Genomic DNA, 13090 nt, shown 5'->3' on the forward strand with positions numbered 1-13090 from the left:
ATCGTTTTCTTTACCTGAGTCAATAATATTGTATTTGGTTAAAAAAACGCTTTACAAGTGAGAGTGATAATGATTATCATTGCCGTGCTTTCAGATGAGCGCATCAAAAGTTTAGGTGTTCACATTATGAAAGCACGACATTGCTCACATTGCTTCCAGTGTTTACTTAGCCAGCCGGGTGCTGGCTTTTTTTTTGCCTGTTTCTCACCACTTGCTCTGCTAGTTTGCCTCCGCCGCGGTTTCTGCCGTAATAATTTCCTCACCGAATGATGCCCTTATAGCCTCTAACTCACCTCGTGATTTTTCCCGTTATGAGTTAGTCGAATTTTTTGAACAGAGGGGTGAGTTTTTTACGCTTTCATATTCTCGTACTGCCTCTAGACTAAAGAAAACATTGAGGAGAACTGAATATGATTTTTTTACGTAAAGCAGAAGATCGCGGCCATGCTAATCACGGTTGGCTGGATAGCTGGCATACCTTCTCATTCGCAGACTATCACGACCCTAATTTTATGGGCTTTTCAGCTTTGCGGGTCATTAATGAAGATGTTATCGATGCTGGTCAGGGTTTTGGTACTCACCCGCATAAAGATATGGAAATCCTGACGTATGTATTGTCTGGCACGGTTGAACATCAGGACAGTATGGGTAACAAAGAACAGATCCATGCGGGTGAGTTCCAGATTATGAGCGCCGGCACTGGCATTCGCCATTCAGAATACAATGGCCGTGACGATCAACCGCTGCATCTGTACCAAATTTGGATTATTCCAAACAAGATAGGTTTGGAACCCCGTTACGAGCAACGGATGTTTGATCTCCCCCAAGGGCGGCAGCTGGTTTTATCACCAGATGCCCGTGATGGTTCATTGAAGGTATTCCAGGATATGACTCTCTGGCGCTGGGCATTGGATCGTACAGAGCAGTCAACGTATCAGATTCAGGCTGAACGCCGTGTTTGGATCCAAGTGGTGCGCGGCAAGGTTTCCATCAACGGCCATCATGGTGGTGCCAGTGATGCATTCGCCATCTGGGATGAAACAGCACTTTCTATTCATGCTGATGAAGACAGCGAGATCCTGTTGTTTGATTTACCCCCGGTTTAAGTTGATTTACCCCCGGTTTACGTTAACTAAAAAGGGTATGCACATCGCGCTACCCCCTTTTCTTTGCTAGAATTGCCTCCCGTTCATCCAGCCTCAGTTCATTGATAATGAAGAAAAAAAGGCCAGTGCTACAAGATGTCGCCGATATGGTGGGAGTCACTAAAATGACTGTCAGCCGTTATTTGCGGAATCCAGAACAGGTTTCTGCTGTTTTACAGGAAAAAATCGCGCTGGCGTTGGACGAATTGGGCTATATCCCCAACCGCGCTCCCGATATTCTCTCCAATGCCACCAGCCATGCCATTGGTGTGCTACTGCCGTCGTTAACTAATCAGGTTTTTGCTGAGGTTCTGCGGGGGATAGAGAGTGTGACGGATGCGCACGGTTACCAGACGATGCTGGCTCACTACGGCTATCAGAAAGAGCGCGAAGAGCAGCGGCTGACGTCGCTTCTTTCCTACAATATTGATGGCCTCATCCTCTCTGAGCGCCACCATACCGCGCGGACCCTGAAAATGATTGAGGTCGCGGGTATCCCTGTTATTGAGCTAATGGATTGTACTTCGCCTTGCCTTGATCTGGCTGTGGGGTTTAATAACTTTGAGGCCGCCCGGCAGATGACACAGCAAATTATCGCTAAAGGCCATCGCTATGTGGTGTATTTTGGCGCTCGCCAGGATGAGCGTACGGTGATCAAGCAGCAGGGCTATGAGCAAGCGATGCGCGAATCCGGTCTGGTACCGATGAGCGTAATGACCAGCCGTTCATCGTCATATTCCGCTGGCGCTGAACTGTTACGTGAAGCGCAAGTAAGTTATCCACAAATCGACAGTATTTTCTGTACCAATGATGATTTAGCCATTGGTGCCGTATTTGAATGTCAGCGTCAGGGGCTATCCATCCCCCATGACATGGCCATTGCCGGTTTCCATGGTCATGATATCGGCCAGTCGATGGTGCCCAAACTGGCCAGCGTACTGACACCGAGGGAAAGAATGGGGCAAATCGGTGCCGAGCGTTTATTGGCCAGGTTGCGCGGAGAAGTGGTAACACCCCAAATGGTGGATGTCGGCTTTACCATTCTCCCCGGTGGCAGCATATAAAGAATATAACAATCACTTATATAACGACTATTTATAGCGCCGTTGGCTAAATAACCAGGGACAGCAACAAACAGCCGATCAACCCGCAGACTGAAATAATGGTTTCCAGTACTGACCACGATTTAATGGTTTCCATAATGGTTAGGTTGAAATACTCCTTGAATAGCCAGAAGCCAGGGTCATTCACGTGAGAGAAGATCACGCTACCGGAACCAACGGCAATGACCATCAACTCAGGGCTGGCACCGGTGGTCGCGATTAACGGTGCGACAATGCCCCCAGCGGTGATCGCTGCCACCGTCGCAGAACCCAGCGCGATACGCAGTAAGGCGGCGATGGACCATGCCATCAGAATAGGTGATGCCCCGCTATTGCCCATCATGCCAGCAATATATTGCTCTATGCCGCTATCGACTAAAACCTGCTTGAAAGCACCGCCCCCTCCGATAACTAACAGCATCATTGCGATGATCTTGATGGAATCAGACAGAGTCTCCATGACCGATTCCACTGAGCGGCCCCGGTTTAGACCAAAGGTGAAAATTGCAATTAACACGGCAATCAGCGTAGCAATTACTGGATCACCAAAGAACTCGGCATAGGGGAGCAGCGAGTGGCCTTTAGGCAAAATCATCTCTGCTACGGCCCGCAATGCCATCAAAATAACCGGTACCAGCGCCGTACTGACACTGACCCCAAAGCTTGGCATCTCTTTATCGGTGAAGATTTTTGGGTTATACAGCCCTTCAGGAACAGGCTTATCAATTCCTTTCAGAAAGCGAGCGTACACCGGGCCTGCCAAAATCACGGTTGGGATTGCCAGCAACGTGCCGTACAGCAGCGTTTTGCCCATATCGGCGCTGAAAATGGTGGCAATGGCGGTCGGGCCTGGGTGAGGTGGCAGAAAACCATGAGTGACAGAGAGCGCCGCAGCCATGGGAACGCCCACATATAGCAAAGGGATGCGGGCAGAGGCCGCAATGCTGAATACCAGTGGCAATAACAGCACAAAACCCACTTCATAAAACAGGGCAAAACCCACAGTAAAGCCGGTCAGTACCACAGCCCATTGAATATGTTTTTTACCAAACTTCTCAATCAAGGTGGTCGCGATACGTTGAGCGCCGCCACAATCGGCCAGCAATTTACCAAGCATGGCCCCGAAGCCCATAATCAAGGCCAGGCTACCTAATGTTCCGCCGACACCCGCTTTGATCGAGCCGACAACTTTATCGATTGGCATCCCTTGCATGATACCTACCGCTAACGCGACCAGTATCAGCGAGATAAATCCGTTAAGTTTGTAACGGATCATCAGTAATAGCAGCATGGCAACGCCAACCGCGACGATGATTAATGGCATAATATTTCTCCGGCCTTTCCTGGCTCGCGTGATTGAGTACGAAGGCAGTGTTTTTTATCTGTCGTGATAGCGGTTTTATCTATTGTGACAATGGCGCTATCTGTTGTGATAAAAGTCACATCTCCATTTGTTACCGGTATCATGATACCGGTAACATGGTAAAATACGGAACTATAGGCACCAGTAGAATTTCCATTCTGAGATAGAGATCAACATATGGCGGGACAGAGCATTATCGTGATGGGCGTATCGGGTAGTGGTAAAACCACAGTCGGGGAGGCTGTCGCGCGCCAAATTCATGCCAAATTTATTGATGGTGATGATTTACACCCCCGCGCCAATATTCAGAAAATGGGGAGTGGGCAACCGCTTAATGACGCGGACCGTATGCCATGGTTAGAGCGCCTAAGCGATGCGGCTTACAGCCTGAGCCATAAAAATGAAACGGGCATTATTGTTTGTTCTGCGCTGAAACGTTGTTACCGCGATCGCTTGCGCGAGGGCAATCAGGGCATGGTATTTTTATATCTGAAGGGCAATTTTGACGTCATCATGGCGCGGCTGCAAGCACGTTCCGGCCATTTTATGCCAAGCGATTTATTAAAAAGCCAATTTGACGCCTTGGAAGAACCCGGCCCGGATGAGCCTGATGTGATTTGTGTGGATATTGATACTGATATTGATGAGGTTGTCCGGCGATGCGTGGGGGCGTTGGCTTAGTGAGTTGATGTTGGTGATCTGGGTCTGGCTCGCAGCCGGTGCAGATGTTGCGCAGTACCGCTAGCCCAGCACTGGATACCTGGTCAGTCCCTAAAGCGCCTTTCCAGGCTGAAGGTGGTGGCATACAATGGTTCAGTACCAATAAAGACGTATGGAGTCCGAAAAAATGACCAACGACACCGCTTTAGATTACGTGGACAGGGCACTGCGTCTGGCTCAGAAACGCCACCATCATATTAAATATAACGTCATTGGTGGTGAGACGCTTGAACCCATGTATAACTCCATCGTTCAGCAGCTGATTTATCTGCATAACGTCATTACCGGCGAAGAAAAAGATAAAACAAAGCTTTGGAAACTAACATTCGGCATGTATGCAACAAAAGAATTCGAAGCAACAGATCCTATTTTTGAGGATCGGCTAGGTGATGCTTTTTATATTGCTTCACAAATCAGAAAGGGGCTAAAAGTAAAGTTACCTAACCAAGTAGATCCCAATTTTCAAGACAAGCAAAAAAGACTCAAAGCAGCTTACCCTGATGATTTTGACGTCTAATTATTAAAAGCCTCAGAAGAGACTTGAGGTTATTGACAAAGTGCCCGTAGCGGAGTGAACAGGCAGATCGCGTCATCGGGGTTTGTCATCAGTCAAAGACCCATTTTGAATTGGTTTTTTTGACGCTGAGCGTAATGAGGAATATCAACCGAGGCCTGATCCGGCCTGCTCTTGAATGGTGCGTTCAAATCGCCAGATACGCTCTCACACCATCCAAAAACATCTGCGTCGATAGCATCACCAAAATTAACCCCATCAACCGTTCCAGCGCACTGACACCTTTACTCCCCAACAAACGCAGGAACAGATTCGACATCAGTAAAATAGCGGCCGATAAACCCCAGGCAATCATCAATGCCAGCACCAAATGGCTGAGCTGATTAGGATATTGATGAGACAGCAACATCAGGGTGGCCAAAATAGAGGGGCCTGCCACCAGAGGGATCGCCAGTGGCACCAAAAACGGCTCTTCCCCAGCAGATAGCCCAGTAACGTTGCTCTCGGAGGAAGGGAAAATCATCCTAATAGCGATTAAGAACAAAATGATACCGCCGGATATTGATACGGTTTCGGTGCGCAGATTCAGAAATACCAGGATCTTCTCGCCTGCGAACAGAAAAATCAGCATCAAAATTAAGGCAATCAGTAATTCACGGATCAAAACCACCCGTCGCCGTTTAGGCTCCAAATGCTTGAGTACCGACATAAAAATCGGCAAATTTCCCAATGGATCCATAATTAAAAATAGCAACACAGTTGCCGCAATCATCTCAGTCATCATTACCTCAAAGGGATAAAGGCTACTGGCGTTTTCGGCCAGATAAAGTCACATATTAGAAAAATTTCTTTGAATCATTCTGGTATCGAATAAATTCACTTGCCACTTTGCCCATATTTTGTAAGGTGGTATCAAGTCTATCTTAGTCAGCCTGCCGTGCTAGATATACCCTTCGTACTTGACGTTGTAGTGGTGTTAGCCACGTTCACATACCCAGCTCACTGAGCTGAGTCAGCTTATTGGGATTTGTGCGTTTGCAACCTTGCCGCAACCCACTTGCATTGGGTAACCGCGCGCAGTTATACAAGACAGGTATCCATAAATCGGTGTCACCTTCCAAGGCAGGGCAGTAAAAATGAAAAACGTTGGTTTTATCGGCTGGCGCGGTATGGTCGGCTCAGTGCTCATGCAACGCATGATTGAAGAACGCGACTTTGACGGTATCCGCCCGGTCTTTTTCTCTACCTCTCAACATGGCCAGGCTGCACCGGCTTTCGCGGGCCACCAAGGTACGTTGCAAGATGCTTATGATATTGATGCATTGAGTGCATTGGATATCATCATCACCTGCCAAGGGGGCGATTATACCAACGAAATTTATCCGAAGCTGCGTGAAATTGGTTGGCAAGGCTATTGGATTGACGCCGCTTCTTCGCTGCGTATGCAAGATGACACCATTATTATTCTGGACCCAGTTAACCACGATGTGATTAAGCAGGGGCTGGATAAGGGGATCAAAACCTTTGCCGGCGGTAACTGTACCGTCAGCCTGATGCTAATGTCACTAGGCGGTTTGTTTGCCAATAATCTGGTGGAGTGGGCATCGGTTGCCACTTATCAGGCCGCATCTGGCGGCGGTGCTCGCCATATGCGCGAATTACTGACCCAAATGGGGATGTTGCATGCTGGTGTGGCAAAAGAGTTGCAAGACCCGGCATCTGCCATTTTGGATATTGAACGCAAAGTGACGTTAGCAACTCGCAGTGGCATGTTACCAACCGATAATTTTGGTGTACCGCTAGCCGGTAGCCTCATCCCTTGGATCGACAAAGCGTTGGATAATGGTCAGAGCCGTGAAGAGTGGAAAGGCCAGGCTGAAACCAATAAAATTCTGAGTACCAGTACTCTTATTCCTGTTGATGGCCTATGTGTGCGTGTTGGTGCGCTGCGTTGCCATAGCCAAGCCTTTACTCTGAAACTGAAAAAAGACGTTCCATTAGCCGAAATCGAGCAAATGCTGGCGACGCACAATGACTGGGTGCGGGTTATTCCGAATGATCGTGAGTTGAGTATGCGTGAACTAACACCGGCTGCGGTCACTGGCACATTGAACACCCCAGTTGGCCGCCTGCGCAAGCTGAATATGGGGCCAGAATATTTGTCGGCCTTTACCGTTGGTGATCAACTGTTATGGGGAGCCGCTGAGCCGCTGCGCCGTATGCTGCGAGTTCTGCTGTAGACTATTTTTTAGCGCCGCATAGCGTGTCATATCGTCGTGGAAAACCCGGAAGCCCGCCAGTGAGCGGGCTTTGTTTGTCGTATGCTGTCGCATATACTTCTACCTAATAACTTTTTAATCAGTTGTTCTACCTTCATAGTGCTGTAATTGTGAGTGGTAACGTATTTAACAAATTGATTTATAATGTAAATCTGTTTTTATTTTCAGAGTAACTCCGCGTTTTATACCCCCCACTGCCCGGCATAACAACAGAAATACGACGCTGCTTACATCGGCCAACGCTCACCCTCGATGTAGTCAACGGTGTGTTTTACAATGTACAGACGGGATAGAAGGCTCTTGGTCGCATTTTAAAACAGGCATAAAGCATCATAAAATCTGCTGTTTCAGGGGGAAAGGAAGGAGTATTGCTTCAAATCAGATACCCAGTAGGGAGAGTCATAGGGTATGGGTATAAAAGAGGGAGTACACAACGACTGGAATTTAAGAACGTTTTCTTAATAGTTACCCCCTGCACGGAACTTACCGAAGAAAGTATTTCCGATGCGCTAAGATCCAACACTGAATGGATTAAAGTCTGGGCGGCAAGTTCAACACGGCAAACCATACTATATTCTTACCGCTTACCCCACGTTTTAGAGACGGTACAATGAAAATAATGGGTAATTTTTCGGCACTAGAGCACCTGATACAAATTTATTTTGGACAGGATTATTATGAAATTACAGGGGCTACAACAATCGCGGGTGTTATGGCTTTTTATCTTCAAGACAACCCGCCTTCGCAGATTGAGACGCTGATTTCAGACATAGCTGAATTTACAGCCGCGTATCCCAATACACTTGATGATGAGCTTAACACGCGCTGGGGTGATGATTTTTCGCCAGAACTGTGGGGAACGACACCTCAAGGTTTTTTGCATGATGTGCAGAATCTTGCCTTACAGCATCAAGGCTGACGCTGAATGAAAGCCATCCATCTTGGAACTCTGGTTCGTGTTTTTTTCGGGCAAGATTATGATTTATTTGGCGAAGGTGTAGATGAGATACTTGCCTCTTACAGGAATACAGAAAACCAACAAACAATCCAAAAAACGATTGATGAAGCTAATATGCTGTTAACAGCGTATCCGGAAGAAAAAGAATTAGAACTTGAATTTGCCGACCTTGCGGAGGGGGAGTTTTCTCCCGCTTCATGGGGGTATAACGCCCAATCTTTTCTTGAAAAAATTGTCGTTACTCTGAGTAAATAGCACCTGTAATATTAAGCTATTCATAATGAACCTATAGCCTTGACAGAATGTCACTGAGACTATCTCTATGGGGAGAAAAGCGGTACTGCTTTACCACCTGTCTTTCCTGTTTCCGATACTAATGTCCATTTTCGCAGTAAAAGGACATTTAAGATGAATGCACGAAAGACGGCACTGGGCAGATAACCCTGAATTGATCCTGCATGTGCTACGTCTGAGATTTGATAAAGCCCTGTCGTATTTGGTCATTTCTGCGCAGACAGGTGTCAGCAAGGCCGCAATTTTTTCTCTGGAAAAGTGATAATCCAAATTACACCAGTGGTGGAAGTCGAGAATAAAATAGCCAATCAGGCGAGCACGCCGTTTTAGTGTGTACCCAAAGTAAAACAACACTGACGACATCCCGTATTTAAAGGGCTTGAAGGCATCAATACGTATTCTGCTGTAACCGGTTATCGCGAAACAACCAACAAATAATAACGGAAAACCCTGATCTTATGGTCAGGGTTTTTTTATATTTTAATCGAATATTTTTGTTTAGATATTGATACCTATTTTCTATGCCCTAACCGCTTCTCTGCTACGCCACCGAAAGAGGCTTTATCCGTATGATGCCATTTATTGACATCCTGCGGACTAAAAAGGAATTTGTATTCTATTCTATTAAGCATAAAGATAAGTTGTATCGATACTGTATTTTTATCACAAAATGGCTGTTTATATCGTATAAGGGCGTAGTGTTGGTTTAATTATCGATGAGATTATTTTCAATAAAGGATGTCATGATCACTGCAATCATTTTGAATTGAATACCGTATAACACGTGACTTTTTTAAGTGACGAATATTAAGTTTTATTAATGTGACTATACCCTAAGTAATTCGAGGTATTGAACGTAGCCAACGCACATGCAACTTGAAGTATGGCGGGTAGAGATGCACAGATCACAAGAAAGCATCCCTGCAGAAAAGAATATAAGAGTAGTCATTGTTGGGGAAACAAGATTCTGTTTAAGATGTCACATCATTGTCATTCTCACTTACCCATCAACCCTTTTCGGGCATTAATCCTAAAATATAAATTTAGGATGTTAAAAATATTTTTAGGTTTTTTTTTAGAATATAATGCACAGACAAAATTTAAGGTTAATCTCTATATGAGGTTATGGTCACTAAAGATGCTTCTGCGTTTGACATAATTGTGCATATGCACAATATTTATGGTACGAGATAAATATAAATTCTAGTTTATTGAGATGGTTCCACTTTTTATGTGGTGTGTCAGAAGATTTTTGTTCATTCATAACGGGTTATGTGTTTTACGCATTTTTTGCAGATAATCCTATTTTATTGTGCGAATGAAATCTCACTACTTAAATTTGTTTTTAACCTATCTTCCAGTAAGGGAGGACTAATGGGTTGGTTCCATGACGCAAGGCTAGAAAAAGTATTTTTAGTAATAAACGCTAAAAGAAGGTTGAAGTAACATTTAACAGGATTTTCGACTACAGGGATATTAAATTTCAAATGATACATCTCACAACTGTTTATGATTTTATATTTAACCAAAAATACGATAATGATAAACACAAACATGCCAAATTGATGTAATTTACATTTATTTCAATACGTTATGTTTTTTTTGATTTACGATTGTTAATAAATTGCCCTCAATAACCATTTGTTTTGTAATGTTATTGTTGGGCTGTTTTAATTTGGATTGTCTCTGAGCAATGTAAGTAGACATTTAAACTGTTCAGGATTTTTTATTAATAGCATTTCTATTTGTGAGTTAAGTATCCATGTCAAATTATTTTAGGGCTATCCTCATTTCTTGGAAATGGAAGTTGTCTCATCACACTTCTCGTACCCATAATGTGAAAGAAAAGGGACACCCCAGAAAAATAAAAGTTGTCGCATGGATTACACTTTTCTTTCAACTTGCATTCCCACTAAGCCTCTCTTTTACGCCCGCAATTGCTGCCGCAAACACGACTAATTCAGCCCCAACCTCAGTCATAACGCCAGTTAATGCGTCTATTTTACCTCCTGCTGCACGTGCTACTGAACCTTATACGCTGGGGCCGGGTGACTCTATTCAATCGATAGCAAAAAAATATAATATTACGGTTGATGAACTGAAAAAGTTGAATGCTTATCGCACCTTTTCCAAGCCTTTCTCGTCACTGACTACGGGGGATGAGATTGAAGTTCCCCGCAACGAGTCATCTTTCTTTAGCAATAATCCTAATGAAAATAATAAAAAAGATGTTGATGATTTGTTAGCCAGAAATGCCATGGGAGCAGGTAAGTTACTTTCTAATAACAATACCTCTGATGCCGCAAGTAATATGGCGCGCTCAGCAGTGACAAATGAAATTAACTCATCTTCTCAACAGTGGTTGAACCAGTTTGGTACCGCACGGGTACAGTTGAATGTAGATAACGATTTTAAGCTAGATAACAGCGCGCTGGACCTACTGGTACCACTCAGAGACAGTGAAAGTTCACTCTTGTTTACTCAACTTGGTGTCCGTAATAAAGACAGCCGCAACACAGTGAATATCGGTGCCGGAATACGTCAGTATCAAGGTGATTGGATGTATGGTGCTAATACCTTCTTTGACAATGATCTTACTGGAAAAAACCGGCGTGTGGGGGTAGGTGCTGAAGTTGCGACTGACTACCTTAGATTCTCCGCTAACACCTATTTTGGTTTGACCGGCTGGCATCAATCTCGTGATTTCAGTAGTTACGATGAGCGTCCGGCTGATGGTTTCGATATTCGTACCGAGGCTTATTTACCCGCCTATCCACAATTAGGCGGCAAATTAATGTACGAAAAATACCGTGGCGATGAAGTCGCCTTATTTGGTAAGGATGATCGCCAGAAGGACCCACATGCTGTGACGTTGGGGGTTAATTACACCCCGGTTCCTTTAGTCACTATTGGTGCAGAACACCGTGAGGGGAAAGGTAACAACAATAATACCAGCGTTAATGTGCAACTGAATTACCGCATGGGGCAACCGTGGAGTGATCAGATTGATCAGTCAGCGGTGGCAGCTAACCGGACACTAGCGGGCAGCCGTTATGATCTGGTTGAACGTAATAATAATATTGTTCTGGATTATAAAAAGCAGGAATTAATACATCTGGTTCTGCCTGACAGAATCAGTGGTTCGGGTGGCGGTGCCATTACATTGACCGCACAGGTACGTGCAAAATATGGCTTTAGCCGCATTGAATGGGATGCGACACCGTTAGAAAATGCGGGCGGCAGTACCTCTCCACTAACTCAGAGTTCATTGGCGGTTACATTACCTTTCTATCAGCATATTCTCAGAACAAGTAACACACATAGCATAAGTGCGGTTGCTTATGATGCCCAAGGGAACGCCTCAAATCGAGCTGTGACATCCATTGAAGTCACTCGTCCAGAGACCGTGGTAATCAGCCATCTGGCGACAACGATTGATAATGCGACGGCTAACGGTATTGCGACCAACACGGTACAAGCCACAGTAACCGATGGCGACGGCCAACCGGTTATCGGGCAGGTCATCAACTTTGCGGTTAATACTCAGGCAACATTAAGTACAACAGAGGCAAGGACGGGGGCTAATGGCACTGCCAGTACCACTCTGACACATACTGTCGCGGGTGTGAGTGCGGTTAGCGTCACGTTGGGTTCTAGTAGTCGAAGTGTGGATACGACGTTTGTGGCTGATGAAAGTACGGCGGAGATCACCGCCGCAAATCTGACAGTGACAACAAATGACTCAGTGGCTAATGGCAGTGACACTAACGTTGTTCGGGCGAAGGTTACCGATGCCTATACTAACCCTGTGGCTAACCAATCTGTGACATTCAGCGCCAGTAATGGCGCAACAGTCATCGATCAAACAGTGACAACCAATGCCGAGGGGATCGCCGACTCCACGCTGACCAATACCACCGCAGGGGTTTCTGTAGTTACTGCAACATTGGGAGGCCAATCTCAACAGGTTGATACGACATTTAAACCTGGGGCGATAGCCGTGATCAGTTTGGTGAAAGTGACTGACCGGGCGGTTGCCGATGGTATCGACCAGAATGAAATCCAAGTCGTGTTACAGGATGCGATGGGCAGTGCCGTGCCAAATGTGCCAGTGAGTATTCAGGTGGATAATGGCGCGATAGTTGTTGCTTCAACACCGAATACCGGTGCAGATGGCACGATTAATGCCACATTAACAAACCTTCGGGCAGGAGAGTCTGTTGTTAGCGTGACATCTCCTGCATTGGTGGGTATGACTATGGCAATGACGTTCTCTGCTGATCAGAGGACGGCGGTTGTTTCTACGTTGACCGCAATTGATAACAATGCCAAAGCTGATGGAATTGACACCAACGTGGTGCGTGCGTGGGTTGTTGATGCAAATGGTAATTCAGTACCGGGTGTTTCTGTAACATTTGAGGCTGGGAATGGTGCTATTTTGGCACAAAACCCAGTGGTGACAGACAGTAATGGTTATGCAGAAACCACACTCACCAACTTGGTTATAGGTACCACTACAGTCAAAGCCACTTTAGTAAGCGATCCTGTTGGTCAGACGGTTAATACCTACTTTATCGCCGGCGCAGCCACACTTATTACGCTGAGTGTGCCGGTTGACGGCGCGGTGGCGGATGGTGCAGACAGCAACCAGGTGCAGGCGTTGGTACAGGATATAAGCGGCAATGTGGTCGCCGGTGCGACGGTGGTCTTCAGC

The 13090-nt window shown here is 45.7% G+C and carries 12 protein-coding genes and 1 pseudogene; 11 read left to right on the forward strand and 2 right to left on the reverse strand.

All coding sequences use genetic code 11. The annotated features are described in order from the left end of the window. The first annotated feature begins 69 nt into the window (after positions 1–69). From AC971_RS24835 to gntR, 3 genes are all read left to right on the forward strand, one after another. Entirely contained in the window at positions 70–270 is a 201-nt protein-coding gene (locus AC971_RS24835; protein ID WP_071825445.1) for a hypothetical protein, read from the forward strand. A gap of 140 nt (positions 271–410) precedes the next feature. Next, complete coding sequence (locus AC971_RS19825) at positions 411–1106, forward strand: pirin family protein (protein WP_025381828.1); 696 nt, start codon at positions 411–413, stop codon at positions 1104–1106. A 107-nt stretch (positions 1107–1213) separates the two neighbouring features. Then, on the forward strand, positions 1214–2209 hold the full coding sequence (gene gntR / locus AC971_RS19830; RefSeq protein ID WP_012105911.1) for a gluconate operon transcriptional repressor GntR: 996 nt from the start codon (positions 1214–1216) through the stop codon (positions 2207–2209). Between the two features lie 46 nt (positions 2210–2255). Here the strand turns inward: gntR and gntT are convergent, their stop codons facing one another. Beyond that, entirely contained in the window at positions 2256–3572 is a 1317-nt protein-coding gene (gntT, locus tag AC971_RS19835) for a gluconate transporter (RefSeq protein ID WP_025381827.1), read from the reverse strand. Between the two features lie 216 nt (positions 3573–3788). Between gntT and AC971_RS19840 the strand changes: the two genes are divergently transcribed. From AC971_RS19840 to AC971_RS19845, 3 genes are read left to right on the forward strand one after another with little or no spacing between them, the layout of a single operon-like run. Then, entirely contained in the window at positions 3789–4292 is a 504-nt protein-coding gene (locus tag AC971_RS19840) for a gluconokinase (protein WP_012414091.1), read from the forward strand. 44 nt (positions 4293–4336) lie between these two features. Next, complete coding sequence (locus tag AC971_RS23585) at positions 4337–4462, forward strand: polymorphic toxin type 46 domain-containing protein (protein WP_231573042.1); 126 nt, start codon at positions 4337–4339, stop codon at positions 4460–4462. Further along, positions 4459–4848: an immunity protein Tsi6 family protein gene (locus AC971_RS19845; RefSeq protein ID WP_002209509.1), complete on the forward strand. Its 390-nt coding sequence runs from the start codon at positions 4459–4461 to the stop codon at positions 4846–4848. Before AC971_RS23585 ends, AC971_RS19845 begins: the two co-directional genes overlap by 4 nt. Before the next feature lie 184 nt (positions 4849–5032). Here the strand turns inward: AC971_RS19845 and AC971_RS19850 are convergent, their stop codons facing one another. Beyond that, positions 5033–5626 carry a YhgN family NAAT transporter gene (locus tag AC971_RS19850; protein ID WP_025381826.1) on the reverse strand — a complete coding sequence of 198 codons (594 nt, stop codon included), beginning with the start codon at positions 5624–5626 and terminating at the stop codon, positions 5033–5035. 355 nt (positions 5627–5981) lie between these two features. Here AC971_RS19850 and asd point away from each other — a divergent pair, with 355 nt between their 5' ends. The 5 genes and pseudogenes from asd to ilp all read left to right on the forward strand — a co-directional run. Next, on the forward strand, positions 5982–7085 hold the full coding sequence (asd, locus tag AC971_RS19855; protein WP_025381825.1) for an aspartate-semialdehyde dehydrogenase: 1104 nt from the start codon (positions 5982–5984) through the stop codon (positions 7083–7085). 658 nt (positions 7086–7743) lie between these two features. Then, complete coding sequence (locus tag AC971_RS19860) at positions 7744–8043, forward strand: contact-dependent growth inhibition system immunity protein (RefSeq protein WP_025381824.1); 300 nt, start codon at positions 7744–7746, stop codon at positions 8041–8043. Positions 8044–8049: 6 nt separating this feature from the next. Continuing rightward, positions 8050–8337 carry a contact-dependent growth inhibition system immunity protein gene (locus AC971_RS19865; protein ID WP_025381823.1) on the forward strand — a complete coding sequence of 96 codons (288 nt, stop codon included), beginning with the start codon at positions 8050–8052 and terminating at the stop codon, positions 8335–8337. Between the two features lie 153 nt (positions 8338–8490). Then, positions 8491–8629 (forward strand): annotated as a pseudogene (locus AC971_RS24505) (IS66-like element accessory protein TnpA); the annotation flags it as partial. A gap of 1509 nt (positions 8630–10138) precedes the next feature. Then, a partial coding sequence (gene ilp, locus AC971_RS19870; RefSeq protein WP_048677832.1) for an inverse autotransporter adhesin Ilp occupies positions 10139–13090 on the forward strand: 2952 nt, incomplete at its 3' end.

This window comes from Yersinia similis (assembly GCF_001053095.1).
Taxonomy (GTDB): domain Bacteria; phylum Pseudomonadota; class Gammaproteobacteria; order Enterobacterales; family Enterobacteriaceae; genus Yersinia; species Yersinia similis.